The sequence below is a fragment of the Synechococcus sp. 1G10 genome, assembly GCF_002252625.1.
Lineage (GTDB): Bacteria > Cyanobacteriota > Cyanobacteriia > PCC-6307 > Cyanobiaceae > Regnicoccus_A.
Window position 1 is genome coordinate 175,653 of sequence record NZ_NQKW01000004.1, and the last position, 25,737, is coordinate 201,389.

Annotated in this window: 20 protein-coding genes, 1 tRNA gene and 1 pseudogene; 9 read left to right on the forward strand and 13 right to left on the reverse strand. The window is 64.3% G+C overall.

What is annotated here, in order from left to right; all coding sequences use genetic code 11:
* Window positions 1-3 precede the first annotated feature (3 nt).
* Window positions 4-153: a hypothetical protein gene (locus CJZ82_RS18250; protein WP_158218490.1), complete on the reverse strand. Its 150-nt coding sequence runs from the start codon at window positions 151-153 to the stop codon at window positions 4-6.
* A 76-nt stretch (window positions 154-229) separates the two neighbouring features.
* Here CJZ82_RS18250 and CJZ82_RS05530 point away from each other — a divergent pair, with 76 nt between their 5' ends.
* Window positions 230-1,528: an MFS transporter gene (locus tag CJZ82_RS05530; RefSeq protein ID WP_233130065.1), complete on the forward strand. Its 1,299-nt coding sequence runs from the start codon at window positions 230-232 to the stop codon at window positions 1,526-1,528.
* 16 nt (window positions 1,529-1,544) lie between these two features.
* On the opposite strand, the gene rlmN is transcribed toward CJZ82_RS05530, so the two are convergent.
* The 7 genes from rlmN to rpsT all read right to left on the reverse strand — a co-directional run bounded on the left by rlmN (window position 1,545) and on the right by rpsT (window position 13,543).
* The gene (gene rlmN, locus CJZ82_RS05535; RefSeq protein WP_233130070.1) at window positions 1,545-2,585 is read right to left on the reverse strand and encodes a 23S rRNA (adenine(2503)-C(2))-methyltransferase RlmN; all 1,041 of its coding nucleotides are present in this window, start codon (window positions 2,583-2,585) and stop codon (window positions 1,545-1,547) included.
* A gap of 41 nt (window positions 2,586-2,626) precedes the next feature.
* Complete coding sequence (locus CJZ82_RS05540) at window positions 2,627-2,782, reverse strand: high light inducible protein (RefSeq protein WP_094554792.1); 156 nt, start codon at window positions 2,780-2,782, stop codon at window positions 2,627-2,629.
* Window positions 2,783-2,787: 5 nt separating this feature from the next.
* Window positions 2,788-6,849 carry a DNA-directed RNA polymerase subunit beta' gene (locus CJZ82_RS05545; RefSeq protein ID WP_094554793.1) on the reverse strand — a complete coding sequence of 1,354 codons (4,062 nt, stop codon included), beginning with the start codon at window positions 6,847-6,849 and terminating at the stop codon, window positions 2,788-2,790.
* A gap of 75 nt (window positions 6,850-6,924) precedes the next feature.
* Complete coding sequence (locus CJZ82_RS05550) at window positions 6,925-8,829, reverse strand: DNA-directed RNA polymerase subunit gamma (protein WP_094554794.1); 1,905 nt, start codon at window positions 8,827-8,829, stop codon at window positions 6,925-6,927.
* A gap of 52 nt (window positions 8,830-8,881) precedes the next feature.
* Window positions 8,882-12,172 (reverse strand): DNA-directed RNA polymerase subunit beta, encoded by a 3,291-nt coding sequence (rpoB, locus tag CJZ82_RS05555; protein WP_094554795.1) that lies wholly within the window; start codon window positions 12,170-12,172, stop codon window positions 8,882-8,884.
* Window positions 12,173-12,381: 209 nt separating this feature from the next.
* Window positions 12,382-13,221, reverse strand: coding sequence for a TatD family hydrolase (locus CJZ82_RS05560; RefSeq protein ID WP_094554796.1), 840 nt, complete (start codon window positions 13,219-13,221; stop codon window positions 12,382-12,384).
* Window positions 13,222-13,237: 16 nt separating this feature from the next.
* Window positions 13,238-13,543, reverse strand: coding sequence for a 30S ribosomal protein S20 (rpsT, locus tag CJZ82_RS05565; protein ID WP_094554797.1), 306 nt, complete (start codon window positions 13,541-13,543; stop codon window positions 13,238-13,240).
* Between the two features lie 122 nt (window positions 13,544-13,665).
* On the opposite strand from rpsT, the gene hisD reads away from it, so the two are divergent.
* On the forward strand, window positions 13,666-14,988 hold the full coding sequence (gene hisD, locus CJZ82_RS05570; protein ID WP_094554798.1) for a histidinol dehydrogenase: 1,323 nt from the start codon (window positions 13,666-13,668) through the stop codon (window positions 14,986-14,988).
* A gap of 25 nt (window positions 14,989-15,013) precedes the next feature.
* On the opposite strand, the gene rpiA is transcribed toward hisD, so the two are convergent.
* From rpiA to CJZ82_RS05585, 3 genes are all read right to left on the reverse strand, one after another.
* Entirely contained in the window at window positions 15,014-15,727 is a 714-nt protein-coding gene (rpiA, locus tag CJZ82_RS05575) for a ribose-5-phosphate isomerase RpiA (protein WP_094554799.1), read from the reverse strand.
* Between the two features lie 78 nt (window positions 15,728-15,805).
* Window positions 15,806-17,017 (reverse strand): trypsin-like peptidase domain-containing protein, encoded by a 1,212-nt coding sequence (locus tag CJZ82_RS05580; protein WP_233130066.1) that lies wholly within the window; start codon window positions 17,015-17,017, stop codon window positions 15,806-15,808.
* 10 nt (window positions 17,018-17,027) lie between these two features.
* Window positions 17,028-17,810 (reverse strand): metallophosphoesterase, encoded by a 783-nt coding sequence (locus CJZ82_RS05585; protein ID WP_094554835.1) that lies wholly within the window; start codon window positions 17,808-17,810, stop codon window positions 17,028-17,030.
* A 137-nt stretch (window positions 17,811-17,947) separates the two neighbouring features.
* Between CJZ82_RS05585 and CJZ82_RS05590 the strand changes: the two genes are divergently transcribed.
* The 6 genes from CJZ82_RS05590 (at window position 17,948) to CJZ82_RS05615 (ending at window position 24,753) form a co-directional block, all read left to right on the forward strand.
* Window positions 17,948-18,226, forward strand: coding sequence for a hypothetical protein (locus tag CJZ82_RS05590; protein WP_094554800.1), 279 nt, complete (start codon window positions 17,948-17,950; stop codon window positions 18,224-18,226).
* A 163-nt stretch (window positions 18,227-18,389) separates the two neighbouring features.
* The gene (rimP, locus tag CJZ82_RS05595; protein WP_094554836.1) at window positions 18,390-18,860 is read left to right on the forward strand and encodes a ribosome maturation factor RimP; all 471 of its coding nucleotides are present in this window, start codon (window positions 18,390-18,392) and stop codon (window positions 18,858-18,860) included.
* Window positions 18,861-18,903: 43 nt separating this feature from the next.
* Window positions 18,904-20,346: a transcription termination factor NusA gene (gene nusA, locus CJZ82_RS05600; protein WP_094554801.1), complete on the forward strand. Its 1,443-nt coding sequence runs from the start codon at window positions 18,904-18,906 to the stop codon at window positions 20,344-20,346.
* Entirely contained in the window at window positions 20,343-20,633 is a 291-nt protein-coding gene (locus CJZ82_RS05605) for a YlxR family protein (RefSeq protein WP_198949670.1), read from the forward strand. The genes nusA and CJZ82_RS05605 overlap by 4 nt, the downstream gene beginning before the upstream one ends.
* Window positions 20,634-20,696: 63 nt before the next feature.
* On the forward strand, window positions 20,697-24,059 hold the full coding sequence (gene infB / locus CJZ82_RS05610) for a translation initiation factor IF-2 (protein ID WP_094554802.1): 3,363 nt from the start codon (window positions 20,697-20,699) through the stop codon (window positions 24,057-24,059).
* A gap of 1 nt (window position 24,060) precedes the next feature.
* A complete protein-coding gene (locus CJZ82_RS05615; RefSeq protein ID WP_094554803.1) occupies window positions 24,061-24,753 on the forward strand; it encodes a low-complexity tail membrane protein in 693 nt (230 codons plus the stop codon).
* On the opposite strand, the gene CJZ82_RS19530 is transcribed toward CJZ82_RS05615, so the two are convergent.
* Window positions 24,685-24,933: a DUF3493 domain-containing protein gene (locus CJZ82_RS19530; protein ID WP_094554804.1), complete on the reverse strand. Its 249-nt coding sequence runs from the start codon at window positions 24,931-24,933 to the stop codon at window positions 24,685-24,687. The two genes, CJZ82_RS05615 and CJZ82_RS19530, sit on opposite strands and share 69 nt — an antisense overlap.
* 45 nt (window positions 24,934-24,978) lie before the next feature.
* Here CJZ82_RS19530 and CJZ82_RS05625 point away from each other — a divergent pair.
* Window positions 24,979-25,050 (forward strand) — tRNA-Thr (locus tag CJZ82_RS05625).
* A gap of 469 nt (window positions 25,051-25,519) precedes the next feature.
* Here CJZ82_RS05625 and CJZ82_RS05630 read toward each other — a convergent pair.
* Window positions 25,520-25,737: pseudogene (locus CJZ82_RS05630) on the reverse strand (photosystem II q(b) protein); the annotation flags it as partial.

Sequence of the window (25,737 nt, forward strand, 5' to 3'; positions counted from 1 at the left end):
CCCTCAGCCGATCGGAGCGGGGGCGGCCATGTCACCCGGCAACCAGATCCTGGCACTCACCGCGAACAGCGCCAGGGCAAACAGGGCCACGATCACCAACGGCAGCAGGACGGAGCGGAAGAACGACACAGCGGAACCACATTTCCGGGTCATTCTGATGGCAGGACGCAGCCTGCCGGCTTGACCCCGGTGGGCAGCTCCGTAGGGTTCGGCCAACCGTGCCGCCGCCGTGCCGTCTGATTCCAGTCCTGGATCCACCTCACCGGCCGCAGGTCCCACCTGGCAGCGGCTGATGGCCGTCGCCGCCCAGGGGGTGGCCAGCGGCACCCCTTACATGGTTGGCAGCCGGCTGCTTCAGGGCTGGCTGAGCGCCAGCCAGGTACCGCTGGCTCTGATCGGGCTGATCCCGCTGGCGGAGCTGCCCTACACCTTGAAACTGTTCTGGGCGCCGCTGCTCGACCGCTGGCCGATCCCCTGGCCGGATCGCCGCCGCGGCTGGCTGCTGCTGCTGCAGCTCATCCTGGTGGTCGTGATCGGCAGCATGGCCCTGCTGCGCCCAAGCCTTGATCCGGCCAGTCTTGCCGCGATCGGGCTGATGGCCCTGGTGCTGGCGATCTGCAGCGCCACCCAGGACATCGCCGTGGACGCTTACCGCACCGACCTCCTGCCCGAGCTGGAGCGCGGTCCGGGGGCTGCGGCGGCCTCGCTCGGCTACCGCAGCGCCATGCTGGCGATCGGAGCCGGCGGCTTCCTCCTGGCGGGGCGGTTCGGCTGGCCGGTGGCCTTTCTCGGCGCGGCAGCGCTGATGGCGGCGGTGGTGCCGTTCACGCTCGCGGCGCCAAGGCTGCCCCCGATCCAGCACCCGGTCACCAGCCTGCGGCAGGCGGTGTTGGGCCCAGCACGGGAATTTCTGCGCCGCAGCGGCCCGAACCGGGCCTGGCAGCTGCTGCTGCTGGTGCTGCTCTACCGCTGGCCCGACGGACTGCTCAGTGCCATGGCCATCCCCTTCCTCACCGCCAAGGGGTTCAGCGCGGCCGACATCGGCCTGGTGCAGGGTGGCTGGGCGATCGGCGCCACCATCGCCGGCACGGTGCTGGGCGGATGGCTGTTCAGTCGCCTGGGGATGAACCGCTCGCTCTGGCTGTTCGCCGCCGCGGGAGCAATCGGCAACCTCAGCTACTGGGCTCTGGCCAGCTTCGGCAGCGGTCTGGCAGGTCTGATCACGGCCGTGAGCCTCGAGAACCTCTCCGGCGGCATGGTGGGCGCGGTGTTCGTAGCTCTGCTGATGAGCCTCTGCAATCCCCGCTTCTCCGCCACTCAATACGCCCTGCTCTCAGGCGTCTATGCGATGAGCCGCTCGGTGCTGGCGGCGCCCGCCGGGTTGGCGGCGGAGCGGGTGGGCTGGCCGAGCTTCTTCCTGTTCACCGCCGCCGCTTCCCTGCCGGCCTTTCTGTTGATGACGCGGCTCACGCCCTGGAACGGCAGCGGCGCCAAAGGCGCCTTCGACCCGCAGCGGGATCCGACATGAGCAAGCTCCCCACCGATCAGGCCGCGGCCACGGCTCGGCGGCGCAGTTGCCCGCAGGCGGCATCCTCATCCAGGCCGCGGCTGGCTCGCACGCTCACGGCCACATGCCGCTCCAGCAGCGCCCGCCGGAAGGCCTCCACCCGCTCGGGGCTGGGACGCTGAAAGTCTTCCTCCTCGATCGGGTTGTAGGCGATCAGGTTCACGTGGCTCTGGAACCCACGCAACAGCGACGCCAGGGCCGCCGCCTGGCGGGGATGGTCGTTGAGCCCCCCCAGCAGGATGTACTCGAAGCTCACTCGCCGGCCCGTGATCTCCACGTAGCGGCGGCAGTCGTCGAGCAGATCCTCCAGGGGGTAAGCATGAGCTGTGGGAATCAGCTGCTCCCGTAGGTCCTGATCCGGGGCATGCAGACTCACCGCCAAGGTGAACTGGGCCCGGCCAAGCCGCTCCAGGGCAAGCTCGGCCAGGGTTGGCAACGTGCTGGGCACCCCCACCGTGCTCACCGTGATCTGGCGCTGAGCCATACCAAGGTCGGTGCAGAGGCAGTGAATGGCCCCCAACACCGAATCAATCGTGAGCAGAGGTTCGCCCATGCCCATGAACACCACGTGGCTGGGGCGGCGCTCCATCACCTCGCGCACACACAACACCTGATCGACGATCTCGTGCACCGCCAGGGAGCGCTGCAGTCCGCCCTTGCCGGTGGCACAGAAGCGACAGGCCATCGGACAGCCCACCTGACTCGAGACACAGACCGTGAGGCGATCGCGGGAGGGAATGCCCACCGTTTCCAGGCTGAGACCATCGGCAGTCCCCAGCAGCAGCTTGGTGGTGCCGTCCTGGGCCGTACGGCGCTGGAGTTCTCTGGAGCGGCCGAGCAGATCGGCGCCAGCAGGGTCGGCCCCAGCCGCCAGAGTCTCGCGCCAGGCCTTGGGCAGCGCACTGATCTCGGACAGGCTCCGGGCACCCTTGGCGTAGATCCAGTCATGTAGCTGGCGTCCACGAAACGCGGGCTGCCCCTGACTGATGGCCCAGGCCTCCAGTTCGCCCAGGCCCATTCCCAGCAGGGGCACGGGCTGGGACGAGGGGGCCCAGGCGATCACGACCAGATCAGCAGGCCATGGCCAAGCCAGCGCTCCACCGCCACCAGGGCGATGAATCCGAGCATGGCCAGACGGCCATTGAGCCGTTCGGTGTGGGTGTGGAAGCCGAAGCGGGGCAGTCGCCGCTTCGGAACAAGCGTGGGTTTCAGCAAGAGGTTCAATCCTCCGTGAGTAGACCCTCTTCCTGCAGACCCTCAAGGGCCGCGGGATCAGGGATGAGCTCTTCCTCCAAACCTTCCTCCTGAGCCGGCCGGGCAAAGGCCGCAAAAGAGCTGGCAGCGGCTTCGATGCCCCGCTTGCTGCGGACCGCGTCGAGCTCGTCCTCTGAAGGGTCCTCCAGCACCGCCTTGGTGACAGGTGCCGCAGCAGGCATCTCCACGGTGTAGTCCGGACGGAGGTTGGCGACACGGCGGTAACTGCCGGCCTCCTCGTCGAGGATGTCGGGGTGGGGACCGGCTTCAGCGCGCAGTTCCTCCTCGAAGCCACCGAATCCGGTGCCGGCAGGGATGAGGCGGCCGATGATCACGTTCTCCTTGAGACCGCGCAACCAGTCGCTCTTGCCTTCGATCGCCGCTTCCGTGAGCACCCGGGTGGTCTCCTGGAAGCTGGCGGCGGAGATGAAGCTGTCGGTGTTGAGCGAGGCCTTGGTGATACCCAACAGAACCGGTGTGAACTCGGCGGGGGCGCCACCGGTGATGGCCATCGCCTGGTTCACCTGCTCCACCTGACGCAGCTCGATCAGCTCACCGGGGAGCAGGGTGGTGTCACCGGCATCCTCGATGCGTACCTTGCTGGTCATCTGCCGCACGATCACCTCGATGTGCTTGTCATCGATGGTGACCCCCTGGGATTTGTAGACGTTCTGCACTTCCTGCACCATGCGGAACTGCAGCTTGGAGATCGCCTCCTGGGCTGCCTCCATCGAGGGCTTGCGGCTTCTGAGGTCCTCGAAATAGCACTCCAGCAGCTCGTGGGGATTGATCGGACCATCGGTGAGCATTTCACCGGCCGTCACCTGCTGGCCGTCGTTCACCATCACATTGCGCCCGAGCAGGATCGGATAGTCGGTGCTGACATCGTCGTGCTCGATCACAGAGACAGTGATCGAGTCGTCGTCTTCGCCCTGCTTGATGGTGACGGTGCCGGGTTTGCGGCACAGCACCGCGGATTCCCGCGGTCGCCGTGCTTCCAGCAGCTCTTCGATCCTGGGCAGACCCTGGACGATGTCTCCGGTCTTCTGGCGCTCGAAGACCAGCAGCGCCAGGGCATCCCCCCGCTGAACAAGCTCACCGTCGCGGACGTGCAGCACCGAGTCAGGCGAGACCATGTAAGGACGGCCCAGACGGATGGTGATCAGGCTCCCGGCGATGGCCTCCACCTGACCGCAGCAGGGAGCCTCAATGCCGCTGGCAAGTAACTCGCCATCCACCAGACGCTGGCCCACAATCACGGACAATTCAGCGCTGCCGATATCGAGGTCGCGGGTGTCGCCCTCACGCTCGACGATCAGACGGCGTACCGGCTCCCCTTCCACCGGATCAGGCAGTTGCACCACACCGTCTTCCTTGCAGAGGATCTGGGTGGTGGCGACCACATCGCCGCTCTTGACGCTGCTGCCGTCCTCCACCTGCAGCTCGGTGTGGGTGGAGCCATGGCTGGCATCGGAGAGGGTGTCGCGGCGGACCAGCAGGGTTTCGAGAATCACCAATTGCAGTCGCTCGATCGTCTTGGCCCGCTTGTCGGGAACAGCCTCCACATCCACCGTCATCTGGGGAGTGGTATCGAAGGTGTCGAGGATCAGCTGGGTGCGCAGCAGCTCGACTCCGTCCACCGACTTGATCAGTTCGCCGTCCTTGAAGGTGAGGCGCTGGGTGGCCTTGAGCCCCAGGGAGGGCCCGCCGTTCTGCTTGACGCTGCCCAGCTCAGGCAGGTGAGCATGATCGGGAATGGGGTATTCCTCAACCGGCCGCAACAGAAGCGCACCACCCTCGGGAGTGTCGACGGACTCGACGAAGACCATCGACTCAGGAACGAGGCCGGGGGCAATCTCTTCGCCGGGATTGTGCAGACGACCCTCGTCGCTGTAGCGGGCATGGATCTTGGCATCGCTGACCAGATGCAGCGTTCCCGATCGCACGATGATTTCGCGCAGGATGTCGTTCTTCTGGGTCACGGTAACGATCCCGGCCGTCTGGCTGAAGATGTCCTTGACCACTTCGGTGCCAGCCTCGATCCACTGGCCGTCTTCAATCATCAGCAAGGAGATGTCCTTGTTGATCTCGTGGGTTTCCTGGGGAATCCAGAGAACCGTGCCACCCTTGGACACCTCATAACCATTCTTGGCAGAGCGGGCTTTTTTGATCGAGAGGCCGGGGGCGTACTTGATCAGGCCGCCGGTCTGAGTGCGGAAGCGGTCATCGGCCAGCTCGGCGATCACCTCACCACTGCCGATCTTGCTGCCCGGTTGGGTCTTGAGCAGGTAACGGATGTTGTCCTTGCCCTCCAGGTGCCAGATCTCACCAGAATGGGTGGATTCACCCACCAGCTTGCAGTCCTTGAGGGTGAGGCTGGCGGTGACGATCTGAACTTCGCGGGAATCGCCGGTGGAATCGCGCAGGCGCACCGAACCTCCGTGCTCACTCACCAGGCGGCTTTCCGCCAGCACCTCACCAGTGGTGACGGCAGTGTTGCCCTTGACCACGGGCTGGGCATTGGGGGGAAGGTTATAGACGTCACCCGCCAGCACCCAGAGCCGTCCGAGGCGCTGGGCCTTGAGGGTGATGTTGCCCTGGCGGTCGGTCGACTCGCGGGGCTGAATCACGTCTTCGTAGCGCACCTGACCCGCCAGATCGCAGATCACATCTTTGGTGGCCTTTTCGACGCTCTTGTGCACCGCGACGCCAGCCGAGATCTGGGCCAGCACCATGTCGGAGGGCACCTCATCACCATCGGCGACGAACAGCACTGAACCGGCTGTGACGTCAAGACGCTGGATCCTGCCCTTGCCGCTCGGTTTCACCGAAAGGGTGAAATCGGTTTCGGAGAGATGGGCTTCAACCCCGTGGGAGGTGCGGTGGTCACGCACCCGGGCCTTGGAACCGAATTCGACTGTTCCTGCCACCAAGGAGCGCACCACGCCGGTTTCGGCCGTGGACACACCACCGGTGTGGAAGGTGCGCATCGTCAGCTGGGTGCCGGGCTCTCCGATCGACTGGGCGGCGATGATGCCCACCGCTTCGCCCAGATCCACCAGCTCGTTGTGGGCCAGTGCCCAGCCGTAGCACTTACGGCAGACCGATCGAGCGGCCTCGCAGGTGAGGGGCGAGCGCACGACAACGGTCTTGACGCCAGCGGCTTCGATCAACCGGGAGAGCTCATGGTCGATCTGGCCGTCGCGATCCACCAGCACGGAGCCATCTGAGCCGAGGACGGGCTCACCCGCCAGCCGGCCCACGAGCTTGGCAAAAAATCGACCCTTCTCATCGGCATGAATGGGAATTCCGCGGGTCGTGCCGCAGTCGTCCTCCCGCACGATCACATCCTGGGCCACATCCACCAGGCGGCGGGTGAGATAGCCCGAGTCGGCGGTACGCAGGGCCGTATCCACCAGACCCTTACGGGCGCCATAAGAGGAGATCACGTATTCCGTGACCGTGAGTCCCTCACGGAAATTGGTGCGGATCGGCAAGTCGATGATCTCCCCCTGAGGGTTGGCCATCAGACCGCGCATGCCAACCAACTGACGCACCTGGGACATATTGCCCCTGGCGCCTGAGTTGGCCATCATCCAGACCGAGTTGAGAGGATCGTTCTCGTTGAAGTTCTTCTTGACTTCCTCAACCAACCGCTCATTGGTTTCGGTCCAGGTGTCGATCACCTTGGTGTGCCGCTCAACCTCGGTGATTTCCCCCAGTCGGTAGCGCTCCTCGGTATCGGTGATCTGCTGCTCCGCTTCCTCCAGCAGGCGGGCCTTCTCAAAGGGAATGCGAAGGTCTTCAACAGAGATGGAGACCGCTGCCTGGGTGGCGTAGTGGAAGCCCAGGTCCTTGAGATCGTCGGCCATCGAGGCCGTCGCAGCCGTGCCGTGGTGCTTGTAAGCCCAGGCCACGAGGTTGCGCAGGGCCTTCTTGTCGATTTCCCGATTTCGGAAGCGTGGCGGTTCCTTGCTCAGGGGAGCGCGGCGATCCTGGGAATTGGGCTTGGAAGGAGTGATGGTCATGGAAGCGAGCAAGAAAGACCGGAGAAAAGACCTGGTTCACCAGGTGATGTCGACGAAGTGCTGAAGCAGGTCAGTTCAGGTGGCAGCCACCGCGTCAATGATCGTTCGATTCATCACAACCCGACCCACAGTGGTGAGCAGATAACGGGTGATCAGGGCACCGTCCTCATCGAATCGATCGCGGCGGTACTTCCACTGCTCAATACGAGTGCCATCGCTGAGGGTCTCCTCGTGCACGGGAGCCTCACCCTCATCATCATCATCAACCTCGCCACTGAAACGAACCCAGACCCACTGATGCAGTTCAAGGTGCCTTTCCTCAAAGGCGTTGATCACGTCGTTGAGGCCAGCGAAGGTACGACTGCGGTCGCCGAAGCTGGGCTTGTTCTCGTTGCGATCCACCGCTGTGAGGTAGTAGATCCCCAGCACCATGTCCTGGGACGGGGTGATGATCGGCTCGCCAGTGGCAGGCGAGAGGATGTTGTTGCTCGCGAGCATCAACATGCGTGCCTCGGTCTGGGCCTCAATGGCAAGGGGCACGTGCACAGCCATCTGGTCGCCGTCAAAGTCGGCGTTGAAGGCCGGACAGACCAGTGGGTGGAGCTGAATGGCGCGGCCGTCCACCAGCTTCGGCTCAAAAGCCTGGATACCGAGCCGGTGCAGGGTTGGCGCTCGGTTGAGCATGATCGGATGTCCTTCGATCACTTCCTGCAGGACCTGCATCACCTCATCGTCGGCACGCTGAATCAGCTTCTTGGCGGCCTTGATGTTGTTGACAATGTTCTGGCGGATCAGGCGGTGAATCACAAACGGCTGGAACAGCTCGATCGCCATTTCCTTGGGCAGACCGCACTGGTGCATCTTGAGCTTGGGACCCACCACGATCACTGATCGACCGGAGTAGTCGACCCGCTTGCCAAGCAGGTTCTGGCGGAAGCGGCCCTGCTTTCCTTCGATGATGTCGCTGAGTGACTTGAGCGGACGATTGTTCGCACCCACCACGGTGCGGCCGCGGCGGCCGTTGTCGATCAGTGCATCAACTGCCTCCTGCAGCATCCGCTTCTCGTTGCGGACAATGATCTCCGGAGCAAGAATCTCCTGCAACCGCGCCAGGCGGTTGTTGCGGTTGATCACGCGACGGTAGAGATCGTTGAGATCACTGGTGGCGAAGCGGCCGCCATCAAGCTGCACCATCGGGCGCAGATCGGGAGGGATGACCGGGATGGCATCGAGCACCATCCAATCCGGGCGGGCATCGGTGGCGATGAAGTTATCGATCACGCGCAGGCGCTTGATCAGCTTCGCCCGCTTCTGCCCTTTACTGCCGGCAATGTCCTCGCGCAGCTGTTCAGCAATCTCGGTGAGGTTGAGATCCTCGAGCAGACGCTTGAGAGCCTCTGCACCGATGCCGACCTCAGGCTCATTCTCAATCTCTGAATCTTCGGCGTAGATCTGATCTTCAATCTCCAGCCACTCGTCTTCAGTGAGAAGTTGCTTGTAGGTGAGATCCTTGTGATCGCCCGGCTCGAGCACCACATAGCAGTTGAAGTAAACAATCTGCTCAACATCCCTAAGGGGCATGTCAAGCAGGATCGCCACATAGCTGGGGATTCCCTTCAGGTACCAGACGTGGGAAACGGGAGCCGCCAGCTTGATGAAGCCCATGCGGTGACGACGGACCCGGCTTTCGGTGACCTCAACGCCGCAGCGCTCACAGACGATGCCGCGGTGACGCACCCGTTTGTACTTGCCGCAGTGGCATTCCCAGTCCTTGGAAGGGCCGAAGATCTTCTCGCAGAAGAGCCCGTCCATCTCGGGCTTGAGGGTGCGGTAGTTGATCGTTTCGGGCTTGGTGACCTCACCGACCACCTGACCATTGGGCAGGGTGCGCTGCCCCCACTGCATGATCCGCTCGGGCGAAGCCAGAGTGATCTTGACGTAGTCGAAGTGGTTCTCGGTGCGGGAGTTGCTGTTGGTCATGGCCGAAGGGCACGCGGACGTCGAATGAAACGGTGAGGCTCAGAGCGTGGATTCAATCGTCGTCGTAATCCGCGACGCCGAGGGATTCATAGGTGGGCCGGTTGGGAGTGCTCCGACGGGGATTGACGTCCTGCATCAGATCAACCTCGATGCCTTCATCGGTGTAGACAGCGATATCCAGACCGAGCGACTGCAATTCGCGCATCAGCACCTTGAAGGACTCCGGTGTGCCGGGGCGGGGAATCGGCTTGCCCTTGACGATGGCGTTGAGAGCCTCGTTGCGGCCCTGCATGTCGTCGGACTTGACGGTGAGCAGCTCCTGCAGTGTGTAGGCGGCCCCGTAGGCCTCCAGAGCCCAGACCTCCATTTCCCCGAGCCGCTGGCCGCCCTGTTGCGCCTTACCGCCCAGCGGCTGCTGGGTGACCAGGGAATAGGGACCGGTGGAGCGGGCGTGGATCTTGTCGTCGACAAGGTGAACGAGCTTGAGAATGTGGGCGTATCCCACGGTGACCGGCTGATCGAAGGGTTCGCCGGTGCGGCCGTCGATCAGCTGAATCTTGCCGGGATTCTCAGGGTCATAGACCCATTCCTTACCTGGCTCGCTGGCAGCCTCCTCCAAGTACTTCTGCACGGTGTTCTTGGAGGTTTCGTTGCCGTGCATCTCATCGAACGGCACCACCTTGACGCGGCAGCCCAGGTGAGATGCGGCCCAGCCCATCAGGCACTCGAACACCTGGCCCACATTCATCCTGGAGGGAACCCCCAGGGGATTGAGCACGATGTCGATCGGGGAGCCATCCGGCAGGTAGGGCATGTCCTCACGGGGGAGGATGCGGCTGATGATGCCCTTGTTGCCGTGGCGGCCGGCCATCTTGTCACCCACCTGGATCTTGCGCCTCTGGGCCACGTAGACCCGCACCACCATGTTGGCCCCCGGCGGAAGCTCATCACCCTGCTCACGGGTGTAGATGCGCACGTCCACAACCCGGCCGCGCTCGGTGCTTGGAACCCTCAGGGAGTTGTCGCGCACATCACGGGCCTTCTCACCGAAGATCGCCCGCAACAGCTTCTCTTCCGGTGGTTGATCCGATTCACCCTTTGGAGTGACCTTACCGACCAGGATGTCACCGGATTCAACGTAGGCGCCGATCCTGATGATGCCCATCTCATCGAGGTTGCCCAGGCTCTCCTCAGCCACGTTGGGGATCTCTCGGGTGATCTCCTCCGGACCAAGCTTGGTCTGGCGGGCCTCGATCTCATACTTCTCGATGTGCACCGAGGTATAGAGGTCGTCCTGAACGAGCCGCTCACTCACGAGGATCGCGTCCTCGTAGTTGTAACCCTCCCAGGGCATATAGGCGATCAGCACGTTCTGACCGAGAGCGATCTCGCCGCCCTCGCAGGCGGAACCATTGGCCAGCACCTGACCCGCGATGACAGAGTCGCCCTGGCTGACGATCGGCCGCTGGTTCAGGCAAGTGTCCTGATTGGAACGTTGGTACTTCTGCAGATGGTGGATGTGATCAGTGCCTTGATCATCACGGATGACAATTGCCGTGGCATCCACGAAGGTGACGGTCCCATTGACCCGGGTGATCGGCACCATGCCCGAGTCGCGGGCGACCTGGGTTTCCAGACCAGTGCCCACCAAGGGCCGCTCGGGCCGCAGCAGGGGAACGGCCTGACGCTGCATGTTCGAGCCCATCAGAGCCCGGTTGGCGTCGTCGTGCTCGAGAAAGGGAATCAGCGACGTGGCCACCGAGATCACCTGAACCGGTGACAGCTGCACATAATCCACCTGCTCGGGCGGCACTTTCTCGAAGTCCTGCCGGTAACGGACGGGGATCAATTCAGCAAGGATCCGGCCGTCAGCATTGGTCGCCACATCACCTGGGGCGACGCGGCATTCGTCTTCGAGGTCGGCAGAGAGATAGATCGGATTGCCCTGCTTGTGGACGAAACCGTTCTCCACCTTCCAGAAAGGAGTTTCGATAAAGCCGTATTCGTTGACGCGGGCGTGGGTGGCCAGCGAGCCGATCAGACCTGCATTAGGCCCTTCAGGAGTCTCGATCGGGCAGATGCGGCCGTAGTGGGAAGGATGGATGTCGCGCACAGCAAAGCCGGCCCGCTCTCGGGTGAGACCGCCTGGACCGAGGGCACTGATCCGCCGCTTGTGGGTCAGTTCCGCCAGGGGGTTGGTCTGATCCATGAACTGGCTGAGTTGGCTGGAGCCGAAAAACTCCTTGATCGCCGCCACCAATGGCTTGGGGTTGACCAGCTGTGCGGGAGTGAGCGACTCGGTTTCACCGACCGTCATGCGCTCCTTGATGATCCGCTCCAGCCGGTTGAGGCCGACCCGCACCTGGTTCTGCAGCAATTCTCCGACGGAGCGCACACGGCGATTGCCGAGGTGATCGATATCGTCGAGGGAGGCCCCGCCCACATCGAGCTCGAGATTGATCAAGTAATCGATCGTGGAAAGCACATCCTCAGCCGTGAGGGTGCGAACGGCATCGGGGATGGTGAGCCGAAGTTTCTTGTTGATCTTGTAGCGACCCACGCGACCCAGGTCGTAGCGCTTGGGATCGAAAAATCGGCTGTGCAGCAGCTGCTGACCACCGCTCACCGAAGGCGGCTCACCTGGACGCAGCTTCTTGTAAAGCTCCAGCAGTGCCTGATCTTCCGAAGAGATGCCTTCGTCGTTAGCCGCTTCAATAGACTTGCGGTAGTACTCCGGGTGCCGCAACTTGTCGAGCACATCGTTGTCTGAAAGCCCGATGGCCCTCATCAACACATGGGCATTGATCTTGCGAGTCTTGTCGACGCGAACGTGCAGCAGATCGTTTTTATCGGTTTCGAACTTCAGCCAGGCGCCCCTGTTGGGGATAAGGCTGGCATTGAAGGTTTTGCGGCCGTTCTTATCCTGTTCATCTTTGAAATAGACCCCTGGACTGCGCACGATCTGATTGACGATCACCCGCTCGGCACCATTGATGATGAAAGTGCCGCGCTCAGTCATCAGCGGCAATTCGCCGATGAAGACTTCCTGCTCTTTGATCTCACCGGTCTCCTTGTTGACCAACCGGCAGGTGACATACATCTGTGAAGCGAAGGTGGCATCGCGCCGCTTCGCTTCTTCCACATCGTGACGAGGACGCTTGAGGCGGTACTCCGTTCCGACGAAATGGAGCTCCAGCTTGCCGGTGTAGTCGGTGATCGGGGAGAAGCTATCGAGCTCCTCGATCAGGCCCTTCTCCAGGAACCACTTGAAACTCGCCCGCTGCACCTCGACCAGATCGGGCAGGTAAGTGACGGTCTTGGCAACCTGAATCGCGCTGCTCATGCGGGGACCTGCAGGAACTGGTGAAAAAGTGGATATGCTGAGCAGGCTGGAACACGCCTGACACTGCGGGCTGCCTTGTGGACAGCCAAAGGCACGGCAAGGAATCCCCGGGGGAAGGGAGAAACCCTGCCATGTTCACGCCGATGAATCTCGAATCAGAATTGCCGAACTCGACAAAGGTGCGCTCGCGCTACCGGTCCAATAAAACATCATACACTATTGAGTGCGGATGGTCCGGGAAGCCCGAACAGGCGTACCGCATTTGCAGTTGAGTCGGCTGCCACCTGCTCCAATGTTTCGCCCCTGAGCTCCGCCACCCGGTTGGCTACAGAGGCCACAAAGGCGGGCTCGTTGCGTTTACCGCGGCGAGGAACCGGTGCCAGGAAGGGGCAGTCGGTTTCCACCAGGTAACGATCGGCCGGAACCTGTTGGGCACAGAGATGGGTGTCGAATGCCTTGGCAAAGGTGACCGTTCCACTGAAGCTGATGTACAGCCCCAGCTCCAGAAACGCCTCCATCTCCTGGGGGGTGCCGCCCCAGCAGTGCATCACGCCCCGTGGGCAACGACCCTTGGCCTGACGCTGGCGTAACTCCTGCAGCATCGGCGCAGCGGCATCGCGGCAATGGATGATCACCGGCAGATCCAGCTCCACCGCCAGATCGAGCTGGGGGCCCAGGACCAACAACTGGCTCTGGAGATTGGAGTCGCGAAAGAGATCCAGGCCCAGCTCACCGATGGCAACCACCCGCTCGTCGTCGAGAGCGGCCTGGCGCAATACAGATTGAGTGCCGGCGTCCCAGCTCTGGCTATCGAGAGGATGAACTCCCACCGAATAGCGCAGCTCAGGGAAGCGATCTGCCAGGGCCCGGATCGGAGCAATCTGAGAAGGCTCCACACAGGCATGCAATAGGGACACCACCCCGGCGTCACGCCAGCGCTGCGCTACCGCGTCCAGGTCGGGCTCAAAGGCGCTGAACACCACGTGACAGTGGGAATCAACCAGCGCCGGAAGCGCAGTGGCCACGGCGGAGGTGGTGTTGACGGTCATGGGGGCGGCGAGCCGCTCAGGCGTTACCGGCAACGGGCTCGATGGCCTGCTTGACGGCGGTGCTGAGCCGCGACTTCTGGTTGGCCCCTGTGTTTTGGTGAATCACGCCGCGCTTGACGGCCTTGTCGATCTTGCTGAAGGCAGCATTGAGGCTGTTCTGGACAGCAGTCTTGTTGTCCTCGCCGGGCTCCTGGCTGTAGGCGGTCACGGCCGTGAAGCAACGCTTCATCAAGGTGCGCACCGCCGACTTGTAGGTGCGGTTCTGCAACCAGTTGCGCTCGGCAGTCAGGATGCGTTTCTTCGAAGACTTGTTATTGGCCACAGGCGGGTTCAGCGCTGATTCAGCAGTTGTCGATCTTACCCTCACAAGCTCGCCACCCTGGCGACCAGCCCTAGCCTGGGAAACTGACAACCCGGCGCCGTCTTCCGCCACCGCCTTTCCCCGTGCCGAACACCCTGAGCGACACCGCACCAGCCCTTGCCATCGACTTCCTGGAGGATCTCGATGCGGCCGAGGCCAGGCTCGGGCGCATCGCCGGCCGCACCAGCGGCAGCGCCAGCCAGGAGGCCGCCGCCAGGGTGGAGGCCATCATCGAGCAGGTGAAGCAACAGGGCGACCACGCCCTTCTCGAGCTGAGCGAACAGTTCGACGGCATCCGCCCCGATCCCCTGCGCCTGCCGCGGGAAGATCTGGCCCGGGCCTGGAAGGCCTGCTCCTCTGACCTGCGCAGCGCCCTGGAGCTGGCCCACAGGCGCATCCTCGACTTCCATCAGCGTCAGAAGCCCAGTGATCTGGAGGTGACGGGCGTGCATGGCGAACGCCTTGGGCGGCGCTGGCGTCCGGTGGCCAGAGCGGGGCTGTACGTGCCAGGAGGACGGGCCTCTTACCCCAGCACCGTCCTGATGAACGCCGTTCCCGCCCGGGTGGCCGGGGTCAAGCGGGTGGTGATGGTGACTCCCCCGGGTCCCCAGGGGCAACCCGACCCCACAGTGCTCGCTGCAGCCCACCTTGCCGGGGTTGAGGAGGTCTATCGGGTCGGCGGGGCCCAGGCCATTGCAGCCCTGGCCTACGGCACCGAATCGATCCCGCGGGTGGATGTAATCAGCGGACCGGGCAACCTCTACGTGACCCTGGCCAAAAAGGCCGTGTACGGCCAGGTGGCCATCGACTCCCTGGCTGGCCCCAGCGAGGTGCTCGTGATTGCAGACCACAGCGCCAATCCTGATCATGTGGCCGCCGATCTCCTGGCCCAGGCCGAGCACGACCCATTGGCGGCGGCGGTCCTGCTCACCACCAGCGCTGCCCTGGCAGCGGCTGTGCCCAGGGCTCTGGAGCAGCAGCTGCGCCACCACCCCCGGGCGGATCTCTGCCGTGCCGCCCTGGAAGACTGGGGTCTGATCGTGCTCTGTCCTTCTCTTGAGGACGCCGCTCGGCTGAGTGACCACTTCGCGCCCGAGCATCTCGAGCTGCTGGTGGAGCGGCCCGAGCCCCTGGCCGGGCGGATCGAGAACGCCGGTGCCATCTTCATCGGCGCTTGGAGCCCCGAGGCAGTGGGCGACTACCTGGCGGGTCCCAACCACACCCTGCCCACCTCAGGCACTGCCCGTTTTTCCGGCGCCCTGAGTGTGGAAACGTTCATGCGTCACACCAGCCTGATCGCCTTCAACCGCCAGGCCCTCGAAGCAACAGGACCCGCAGTGATCACCCTGGCCAACAGCGAGGGCCTGCACAGCCACGCCGATTCGGTACGCCGCCGGCTCGACTGAGCTACTGAGCGACTCAGCCTGTTTGTCAGGCCCGCTCCAGATCCCGCACCCGGGGCTCCCCGTCGACAATCTCGCCTACAAGCACCTGGTCGGTGAGGCCAACGAACAGCCCGTTCTCAAGCACCCCCGGCAGGTTGTTGATCGCCTGCTCCAGGCCCGCTGGATCGGCGATGCCGCCGGCCCACTTGAGATCAAGCACCAGATTTCCCTGATCGGTGACCACCGGGCCTGCCTTGCGCACAGCCATCCGCAGCTCACCCTTGCCGCCCATCTCCTCCAGTTCCGCCTTCACCTGGCGCCAGGCGCCGGGAAGCACCTCCACCGGCAGAAGGAACTCCAGATTGAGACGCTTCACCAACTTGCTGGAATCCACCACCACCACGAAGCGGTCGGCCCGGCGGGCCACCAACTTCTCCTGCACATGGCAGGCCCCACCACCCTTGATCAACTGAAAGGAGGGGTCGACCTCATCGGCGCCGTCGATCGCCAGGTCGATGCGGGAAACGGCATTGAGGCTCTGCAGGGGAATGCCCAGCTCAGCGGCGAGCACCTCGCCCTGAAATGAGGTGGTCACACCAGTGATGCCCGAGAGTTCACCCCGTTGCAGGCGGGCGCCGAGTTCCTTGATCATCAGGGCGGCGGTGGAGCCGGAGCCAAGACCGAGCACCATGCCATCGCGGACCTGATCAACAGCAGCTGTCGCCACGGCCAGCTTCATCCGATCCTGCAGCTCGGCCATGGGGGGTGGAAAAGAGGGTGAGCGACCGTAGCAAGCTGAAGACTGAGCTCCTGCAGAACCCAGGTGGCGCTTGGCAGGTCAGGACGCTCTTGGCAGCGCAGCGGGCTTGATCGAGAGCTGAAGTTCCCGGTTGCCCCGCACCACCTTGAGGGGCAGGGCTTCGCCGACCCTGGAGGCCTCGACTCGCTGCAGAAGGGCCGCAGGATCGGCCACAGGCTGATCGGCGGCCGCCACCACCAGATCACCACGCCGGAGACCGGCGGATTCAGCCGGACTGCCCTGGAGCACCCGCTGCACAAGGGCACCGTCGCGCTCAGGTAGCTGCAGCACCGCTTCCGGGTCTCGGTTGTTCTCGCGGGCGCGGCGGGCCGTGAGCGGCACCAGCTGCAGGCCCAGATACGGGTGGATTACATCAGCGCCGGTGCGCAGCTGATCAGCCACACCCCGGGCCAGGTTGATCGGAATCGCAAAGCCGAGGCCGGCACCGGGGCCGGAACGCACCAGGGTGTTGATGCCGATCACTTCACCGGCCGCATTGATCAGCGGCCCACCGGAATTGCCCGGGTTGATGGCGGCATCGGTCTGAATCAGGTCGAGCCGCTTGTCGGCGAAACCAAGACTGTTGATATTGCGGTGCAAGCTGCTGACGATGCCAAGCGTGACAGTGCGCTCCAGGCCATAGGGGCTGCCCAGGGCAATGGCCCAGTCGCCCACCTCGAGGGCTTCGGAGTTTCCCAGGGGTGCGGCCTGCATGCCACGCGGGGCATCGATGCGCACCACCGCCAGATCGGTCACAGGGTCGGCCCCCACCACAGTGCCGTCGAGCTGGCGGCCATCGGCGAGGGTGACGTCCACCTGATCGACCCGATCAACCACGTGGGCATTGGTGAGCACCAGCCCATCGGCGTCGATCACCACACCGGAGCCCTGACCTCGCTCACGGCTGCTGCCGGCCGGATCACCGAAGAGATCACGCAGCAGCGGGTCAAGCATGGCCGGATCGAAGGCCTGGCGGGGCACCTCCCGCTCGGTGTCGATGCGCACCACGGACGGACTTGCCCGCCGGGCCGCCTCGGCGACGAAACTGTGGGCCGGCGCGGACGCTGGCGGCGAAACACTGGCCGGATCTGCAGCTTGGGGCAGCTCAGGGGTGAGCGCCGTGGTGCGGGCGGGCAGCCCCAGGGTCAGGCAGATCACCAGCAGCAGCGCCAGCAAGCGGCCACAGCTGTTCCAGCATCTGCGCGGGGCCTGAGCTGTACCGAGGAAAAGGGAGTAAGCGGGTCTGCGCATGGAGCTGAGGCTAGGTCGCTGGATCGGCTGCCGCTGTCTCAGGCCAGGGCGACCAGCGCAGCAGCCGCTGGCTCCAGCTGCCGTCGTGATACAGCTCCAGCAGCCGGCCGCCGGGATCATCACAGCGCCCCAGCGGGCAGGGTTGCACCGCCCCAAAGGCACAGAGCGTCGAGGGACAGGCCATCACGGGAATACCCGGCTCTGCGCCAAGCCAGCCCTGCCAGTGCTGGTGGACATGGCCGCAGAGCAGGAGGGCAGGTGAGCAAGCCTCGGTGAGGATCCTGGCCAGCTCGGCCCCATCACGCAGGCTGATGGCATCAAAGCCGGGGTCACCGATCCGCAGAGGCGGATGATGGACAGCTATCAGTGTTAGGGAACTCTCCTGCAGCAGGCGCTGCCGCAGCCAGGCCAGTTGGCCGGTGCCCAGCCAGCCACCGCAGTCACCACTGCGGTGGCTCGAGAGCAGCAGCAATCGCCAGGGGCCCAGTCGCAGCTCCGCTGGCGCCAGCACGGCATGACGCCCCATGACCGCCTGCAACAGCATTGGATGATCGTGGTTTCCCGGCAGCAGGGCCAGGGGCAGGCCCGATTCGGTGAGCAGGTTCCGGAGCTGGACATAGCCCCCCCAGCTCTCGTCCTGGCAGAGATCACCGCTGATCAGCAGCAGATCCGGAGAAACGTCCAGGGCTGCGAGGGCCTGCTCCAGGCCATGGCGCAACTGAGCGAGGGGGGTGCGGCCCCTGTAGCGACCATGTCCCTGGCGCAGCAGATGGGGATCACTGAGCTGCAGCACCCTGAGCGGATCGGTGCCTGAGGCCGAGGCCTCCGAATCCGGCTGGCTGGTGTGGCCCCGCTCTTGAAGGGGTCGCAACAGAAGGAGCCACGGATCGGGGACTTCAGCCTAAGTTGCCGCAACAGCGCTGCCAGCCCATGGCCTCGATCCCCCCAGGCACCCGTGTGCGATGTGCCCTCTGCCAAGTGGAGATCCAAGGCATGGTGGGCGGCCAGGACCAGGTGATCTTCAGCCAAGGGGCCCCTGGAACCCGCGCCAAGCTCTGGGCCAGGGTCTGCCAGTACGTCAGAGAACCCCAACGCTGTCTCAACCAGGACCAGGCGCTCCGTGGTGAGGTCGGCGCCGACGACTTCTACGGGGAGGCCCCCAGCTTGGGTCTGTTTGACGCCCCGGGCGGGGCCACCCCTCAGGCCTGAGCCGGTTGGTTCCAGGGTCTGACGTGCCGGCTTGTAAGCTCGATTTCATGCCCGGCGGGCATCACCCTGATCTTTGGAGTGCTGGCCTCAGGCCTACCTCGAAGCCAGGAGCAGTTCTCTGCAGTGGCCGGTCGGGCGTCCGACCCGCTCTCCAGCCCCGCCGGTGTCCCATCCACTCATCCCCGATCTGGAGCTTCTGGTCACCCCTCTCGCCGAGGCTTCGGGGCTGGCAGTGAACGGTGTGGAGATTCAGGCCCACCGGCTGCCGCTCACTCTGGTGATCCAGATCCGTCACGCCGACGGACGGGACGTCAACCTCGACGACTGCGCTGCCTTCAGCGGTGTGCTCGGCGAGGCTGTTGAAGCCAGTGAGCTGATGCCCCAGGCCTATGTTCTGGAGGTCAGCAGCCCTGGGATCGGCGAGGAGCTCTCCGAGGACCGCGATTTCCGCAGTTTTCGCGGCTTCCCCGTATCGGTGCGTTTCCGAGATGGCCAGGGCCTGGAGACCACTCGCGATGGCCTGCTGCTGGAGAGGGATGAGGAGAACCTCCAGCTCAATGTGCGCGGCCGCATCAGTCGGATCCCCCGCCTTGATGTGATCTCCGTTCGCCTGGTCACCCCAGCCACAGATTGACCAGCTTCTGCTCCCTACACCCCTCAACCCCCCTTTTGATCCGATGGCACTCGTTCTCCTCCCCGGTCTGCAGAACCTGATCGAGGACATCAGTGAGGAGAAGAAGCTTCCCACGCAGGTGGTGGAGGCGGCCTTGCGCGAGGCCCTGCTCAAAGGCTACGAGCGCTATCGACGCACTCTTTACCTGGGCATCAGTGAAGACCCCTTCGAGGAGGACTATTTCAGCAACTTCGATGTGGCCCTCGACCTCGACGAGGAGGGCTACCGGGTGCTGGCCAGCAAGATCATCGTGGAAGAGGTGGAGAGCGAGGACCACCAGATCGCCCTCGCCGAGGTGCAACAGGTGGCCGAGGACGCCCAGATCGGAGACACCGTGGTGCTGGATGTCACTCCCGAGAAGGACGACTTCGGCCGCATGGCCGCCTCGACCACCAAGCAGGTGCTGGCCCAGAAGCTGCGTGACCAGCAGCGCCGGATGATCCAGGAGGAGTTCGCCGATCTCGAAGACCCCGTGCTCACCGCCCGGGTGATCCGCTTCGAGCGCCAGTCGGTGATCATGGGCGTGAGTTCAGGCTTGGGACGGCCTGAGGTGGAAGCGGAACTGCCGCGGCGGGATCAGCTACCCAACGACAACTATCGGGCAAACGCCACCTTTAAGGTCTTTCTCAAGGAAGTGAGTGAGGTGGCCCGCCGCGGGCCGCAGCTGTTCGTTTCCCGGGCGAATGCCGGTCTGGTGGTGTATCTGTTCGAGAACGAAGTGCCGGAGATTCAGGAAGGTTCGGTGCGGATCGTGGCTGTCGCACGTGAAGCCAATCCTCCCTCGCGGGCAGTAGGCCCGCGCACCAAGGTTGCTGTCGACAGCGTCGAGCGTGAAGTTGACCCAGTTGGTGCCTGCATCGGCGCCCGTGGCTCCCGCATCCAGCAGGTGGTCAACGAGCTGCGCGGCGAGAAGATCGACGTGATTCGCTGGTCGCCCGATCCAGGTCAGTACCTGGCCAATTCGCTCAGTCCCGCCCGTGTCGAGATGGTTCGACTGGTTGACCCTGTAGGGCAGCACGCCCACGTGCTCGTACCACCCGACCAGCTCAGCCTGGCGATCGGCCGCGAGGGCCAGAACGTGCGCCTGGCGGCACGTCTCACCGGCTGGAAGATCGACATCAAGAATGCCGCCGACTACGACCAGGCCAGTGAGGACGCGCGGGCTGCAGAGCTGATCGCCCTGCGCGAGGAGGACGAGCGGCAGCAGGCCGAGGCCGAAGCCCGACTGGCTGTGGAGCAGACCGCACGAGCCGAGGAGGATGCTCGCCTGCGTGAGCTCTACCCACTGCCCGAAGACGAGGAGGGCTACGACGGCGATGCCGCACTTGAGGAGGCCGAATATGACTACGAGGCCGAACCCGCAGCGCAGAGCGAGGCCCTGCCGGCTGAGACAACCGATCCAGCCGCAGCAGAGCCGGATGAAGAAGCCGCTGTTGAACTGCGGTGAGCGGGGAGGTCGTCCTGCGGCGCTGCGTGTCCTGCCGGGAACGGCGCGATCGCAGCCTGCTCTGGCGGATCATCCGCCAGTACGGCGATGGGGTCGTGCTCGAGGGGCCCAAGACAAGGGCCATGGGCCGTTCGGCCTATGTCTGTCCCACGACCACCTGCATCGAGGACGCCAGGCGCCGCAAACGCCTGCAGCGCTCCTTGCGCTGTCAAGTGTCGGATTCCATCTACACGGCGCTGGAGGAACGGCTGAGAGAGCCACTCCATGCAGCCTCTGAGGCAAGATGAACAGTGGCCGCACCGCGCGTGGGGCTCGGCGGCACACGGTGCCCCGACCGATCGGAGACCTGAATGACCAGCAGCGGCAAAGTCAGAATTTATGAGCTGTCCCGGGACTTGGGCCTGGAGAACAAGGACGTGCTCGATGCCGCCGAGAAGCTGTCCATTGCGGTCAAGAGCCACAGCAGCTCCATCAGCGATGGGGAGGCCGAGCGCATCCGCAGCCTGATCAGCGCCCCCGCCAACGGCGGCGGGGCCCCAGCGAGCCAGCCCGTCCGGCCAACGCCACCAGCCAGCGAACCGGCCAAGGCCATCCTTTCCCTCAAAAAGGCCGCCCCGGCGGCGGTGGCCGCCCCAGCCAGTCCTGCAGGTGCCGCCAAGCCGAAGCCGGCCGTCAGACCGGCGAGTAGCCCCCAGAAGCCTTCTGCCCCTGCGCCTGCCCAGGCCGCCAGGCCCACCATCGTCAAGCCGGCCCCCAGGCCGGAGATCGTGGCCCAGGCCCCTGCCACAGCCGCACCGAAACCGGCGGCTCCCACCCCACCGGCCACCCAGCTGCCTGTAGTCAGGAAAGTGGTGCCCCAGGCCAATCAAGCCCCCACCGCGGCCGCACCAGCCCGGCCGAGTTCTCCGCCGAAGCCCACGCCGATCGCTGCTGGTCCAGCCAAGCCGGCGAGTGCCCCGAGCCGCCCGCCTGCCCCTCCGGTAAGCAAGCCCGAGCCGCCCCAGGTGCGCAAGCCCGATGCGGCCGCAGCGACCAGTCCCCGTCCCGCCACCAGCCCCCGCCCCGTACCCAGGGGCAGTGCGCCTGCCCCTTCCCGGCCGGCGGCGTCTCCCCAAAGGCCCGGAGCCCCGGCTCCGGTGCGCTCGACCAGCGCCTCCGGTGTCGGCCGTCCGCAACTGGTGGGTCGACCCCAGCCAGGCCAGCCCGTCACGAGTAACCGTCCAGCACCTCCTTCGGGCCGCCCAGCCCTGAGTCAACGGCCGGCTGGTGCCCCTCAGCGACCAACTCCGCAGGTGGGACGACCCACCCAGGCCCGCAGCCCACTGGAACTGGTGGGCAAACCGATCCGCCGTGACGCAGCCGGCCCAGGAGGCACCAGCCGCCCAGGAGCTCCTGTGCGACCTGGCATGCCTCAGGGCATGCGGAAGCCGGTGGCCCCCGGCGAGCTGATGCAGCTCCAGAAACCCGGCAGCCGCCCGGTCGCAGCACCCCCCAGGCGGCCGGAGCGCAGCGAAACCAGCCCTGAAGCCGCGCGTCCCACCGCCACTCCGCCGTCAGCCCCTCGTAAACCGGCCTTCCGTACACCCCAGGCCGCAGGGCCTGGCAGAGCACGACGGCCCGAATGGGACGACAGCGCCAAGCTGGAGGCCCTGCGCAGCAAGTCGCCGCAGAAGCAGCGCCAGAAGGTTCACATCATCGGCGAGAACGATGATGCACTCACCGCTGAAACCGGCGGCTTCGCCGGCGAACACGAGGCGATGGTGCTCCAGGCCAGCCTGGCCCGGCCGGCCAAGCCGCGCACCCGTCCCGCCACACCGGGCGCCAAGCCCGTGGTGGCGATGCGCAAGCGCAAGAAGGAAACCACCCGCCAGCGGCAGAGGCGCCGCGCCATGGAACTGCGCGCCGCCCGTGAAGCGAAGGCCACCCGGCCCGAGATGCTGATCGTGCCCGAGGGAAACCTCACGGTTCAGGAGTTGGCCGACCGCCTGGGCGTGGAGAGCTCCGAGATCATCAAATCCCTCTTCTTCAAGGGGATCATCGCCACGGTCACCCAGACCCTCGATCTCTCAACCATCGAAACGGTCTCCGACGAATTCGGCGTACCCGTCCTCCAGGACGACGTGGAGGAGGCCGCCAAGAAGACGGTGGAGATGATCGAAGACAGCGATCTCGCTCACCTGATCCGGCGTCCACCGGTGGTCACGGTGATGGGCCACGTCGACCACGGCAAGACCAGCCTGCTCGATGCCATTCGCAAGACGCGGGTGGCGGCAGGGGAAGCCGGCGGCATCACCCAGCACATCGGCGCCTATCAGGTCAACATTTCCCACTCCGGTGAAAGCCGTCGCATCACCTTCCTCGACACCCCGGGCCACGAAGCCTTCACCGCCATGCGCGCCAGGGGCACCAAGGTCACAGACGTGGCCGTGCTTGTGGTGGCCGCCGATGACGGCGTCAGGCCCCAGACCCTGGAGGCCATCAGCCACGCCAGGGCGGCAGAAGTGCCAATCATCGTGGCGATCAACAAGATCGACAAAGATGGCGCCCAGCCCGAGCGGGTCAAGCAGGAGCTTTCAGCTCTGGATCTCGTCTCCGAAGACTGGGGTGGCAACACCGTGATGGTGCCGGTGAGTGCCACCAAAGGAGAGAACATCGACAAATTGCTGGAGATGATCCTGCTGGTGACTGAGGTCGAAGACCTCCAGGCCAACCCGGACCGGATGGCGAAGGGCACCGTGATCGAGGCTCACCTCGACAAGGCCAAGGGTCCCGTGGCCACCCTGCTGATCCAGAACGGAACCCTCAAGGCCGGCGATGTGCTGGCAGCAGGGCCTGTGCTCGGCAAGGTGCGCGCCATGGTCGACGACTCCGGCAAGCGGGTCAAGACCGCTGGTCCTTCCTCGGCTGTCGAAGCCCTCGGCTTCAGCGAGGTGCCCACCGCCGGGGATGAATTCGAGGTCTACACCGACGAGAAGACCGCACGCTCGGTGGTGGGGGATCGGGCCAACGAAGCCCGTGCCACTCGCCTGGCCCAGCAGATGGCCTCCCGGCGAGTCTCCTTGGCATCGATGTCAGGACAGGCCAGCGAAGGGGAGCTCAAGGAGCTCAACCTCATCCTCAAGGCCGATGTTCAGGGCAGCGTCGAGGCGATTCTCGGCTCGCTCGAACAGCTTCCCCAGGGCGAGGTGCAGGTGCGCGTGCTGCTCTCCGCCCCTGGAGAGATAACCGAAACCGACGTTGATCTGGCGGCCGCCTCGGGTGCCGTGATCGTCGGCTTCAACACCTCGATGGCCTCGGGTGCCAAGCGGGCCGCTGATGCCAATGGCGTCGACGTTCGCGACTACGACGTGATCTACAAGCTTCTGGAGGACATCCAGCTGGCCATGGAGGGCCTGCTGGAGCCGGAGATGGTGGAAGAGCCCCTCGGCGAAGCGGAGGTGCGCGCGGTGTTCACCATCGGCAAGAGCGCCGTGGCGGGTTGCTACGTCACCAGCGGCAAGTTGCAGCGCAACTGCAAGGTTCGAATCCAGCGCAATAAGCAGGTGGTGTTCGAAGGCGATCTCGATTCTCTGCGTCGCAACAAGGACGACGTCAAGGAGGTGGCCACGGGCTTCGAGTGCGGCATCGGTTGCGATCGCTTCGCCAACTGGCAGGACGGTGATCGTGTGATTGCTTACAAGCTGGTCACCCAACGCCGCAGCCTCAGCACCTGATGTGAACCCGCGCAGCGAACCCCTGCTCTGGCTGCAACTCCTCGGATTGGCAGCCATCCCAGCTGAGCTGCTTGCCGTGGCGTTGCTCCTCTCGGGCGCCGATCCCGGTCCGGTTCCAGCGATCGAGCGGCTGTTGCTCTGGGCTCTTGGAGCCTTGCTGCCGACCGTGCTGCTCTGGCAGCGGCCGGCGGATTGCTGGTCGATACTGTTGCTTCAGACTCCGGCACGCGGCCGCCGCGAGAGCCAGAGGCGGCTGAGTGCCCTTCAATCGCCGCTGCCCGTTCGCCTGCTGGCGACGGCCTGGTCAGTGCTGTTGCTGCCGGCAATCTGGCGACTTGATCTGCTCTCCGCCCAAATGGCGGCCATCGCTCCGCTGCCAGAAGCTTCCCGGCTGATCACGATCCTGCTGACCGTGCCACTTCTGGCCATTTTGGTCTGGCAGGGGCAGCAGCTGATCCAGGCCGTCTGGCTGCTTACTCGCAGCCCTGAGCAGGTAGCAGGTACCCCTGCCATGACTCCTGAACTACTGGGGCGGGAGAGGTTGAGCCTTGGGTTGCCCCTGCTGCTCCCCGATCCGCTCAGCCCGCTACAGAGCAGCCAACCCCAGGCGCAATACCCCAGCGTCTCAGCGGTCGCGCCAAAGCAGCAGCCCGAAGCCGAAGAAGGCACCGAGCTGGATGAGCAGGTCACCTGAAGCCACCTCTGAGCCGGCGGATAAGCGCATCGCCATAACAGCCAGGCCGATCGCTCCAGAGGCGGTGAGAGCAAACCACAGGGCACGTCGCAGCCCTTTCCAAGGTGCCTTGGCTTCCGCCAGCAGCCGTTCTCGCAACTCTGGATCCAGAGACGTGGGTTTGGGCCGTGTTGTGGGCATGGTCCGGAAACCCGCGGAACCTCTCAATGCTAATTTAATCAAGCTGCCGGTGTAGCTCAGTGGTAGAGCAACTGATTCGTAATCAGTAGGTCGTCGGTTCAAGTCCGATCACCGGCTTTCTTCGCGCTCTGGATGGATCTTTCGTCCGAGCCCTGAGTGGATGTTGAATAACGTGGGGTCTTTGCCAACCTGACAAGTGATGCACCCTGTTGATCACTTCAGGACCAAGCTCCGGATCAACCGTCAGCAGTGAAGGGGATTTCTAACCTGAACCGGCGGAGAATCAAACCGAAGTCAGGCTCCACTGATTGATGCGACTACGGCTTTCAGGTTGCCGGAACAATAGTCGGCGAAGACTGGGGGAAGAATGACTCCTCACTGAATTCTGGCCAAGCCAGCGGCCGGCGTTGGATCATGGTTTGCTCATTCCCTGTACAAGAGCATGGAGAGCACTCAGTGTTAATGGTCCAACGTATTGCCCTCCTCGCTTGCGGTAGCCAAAAAAAAGCCCCCGCCAAGGCGGAGGCTTCATTTGCTATCGATGCATTGAAGCAGGTGGTGGGCCACGAATGACCCACCGCTTGCATCAGCCGATTGCAGGGGCGGTCAGTGCCACAGGGGTGGCTTCTGCAGATGCCAGGTCAAGCGGGAAGTTGTGAGCATTGCGCTCGTGCATCACTTCCATACCCAGACCAGCGCGGTTCAGCACATCAGCCCAGGTGTTGATCACGCGGCCTTGGCCATCGAGGATCGACTGGTTGAAGTTGAAACCGTTCAGGTTGAAGGCCATCGTGCTCACGCCAA

What these genes read in the sequence shown, in the direction of transcription:
- CJZ82_RS18250 (WP_158218490.1), bottom strand. Translation starts at nt 153, where the DNA reads ATGACCCGGAAATGTGGTTCCGCTGTGTCGTTCTTCCGCTCCGTCCTG.
- rlmN (WP_233130070.1), bottom strand. Translation starts at nt 2,585, where the DNA reads ATGGGCCTGGGCGAACTGGAGGCCTGGGCCATCAGTCAGGGGCAGCCC.
- CJZ82_RS05545 (WP_094554793.1), bottom strand. Translation starts at nt 6,849, where the DNA reads ATGACCATCACTCCTTCCAAGCCCAATTCCCAGGATCGCCGCGCTCCC.
- CJZ82_RS05550 (WP_094554794.1), bottom strand. Translation starts at nt 8,829, where the DNA reads ATGACCAACAGCAACTCCCGCACCGAGAACCACTTCGACTACGTCAAG.
- rpoB (WP_094554795.1), bottom strand. Translation starts at nt 12,172, where the DNA reads ATGAGCAGCGCGATTCAGGTTGCCAAGACCGTCACTTACCTGCCCGAT.
- CJZ82_RS05560 (WP_094554796.1), bottom strand. Translation starts at nt 13,221, where the DNA reads ATGACCGTCAACACCACCTCCGCCGTGGCCACTGCGCTTCCGGCGCTG.
- rpiA (WP_094554799.1), bottom strand. Translation starts at nt 15,727, where the DNA reads ATGGCCGAGCTGCAGGATCGGATGAAGCTGGCCGTGGCGACAGCTGCT.
- CJZ82_RS05580 (WP_233130066.1), bottom strand. Translation starts at nt 17,017, where the DNA reads ATGCGCAGACCCGCTTACTCCCTTTTCCTCGGTACAGCTCAGGCCCCG.
- CJZ82_RS05590 (WP_094554800.1), top strand. Translation starts at nt 17,948, where the DNA reads ATGGCCTCGATCCCCCCAGGCACCCGTGTGCGATGTGCCCTCTGCCAA.
- nusA (WP_094554801.1), top strand. Translation starts at nt 18,904, where the DNA reads ATGGCACTCGTTCTCCTCCCCGGTCTGCAGAACCTGATCGAGGACATC.
- infB (WP_094554802.1), top strand. Translation starts at nt 20,697, where the DNA reads ATGACCAGCAGCGGCAAAGTCAGAATTTATGAGCTGTCCCGGGACTTG.
- CJZ82_RS19530 (WP_094554804.1), bottom strand. Translation starts at nt 24,933, where the DNA reads ATGCCCACAACACGGCCCAAACCCACGTCTCTGGATCCAGAGTTGCGA.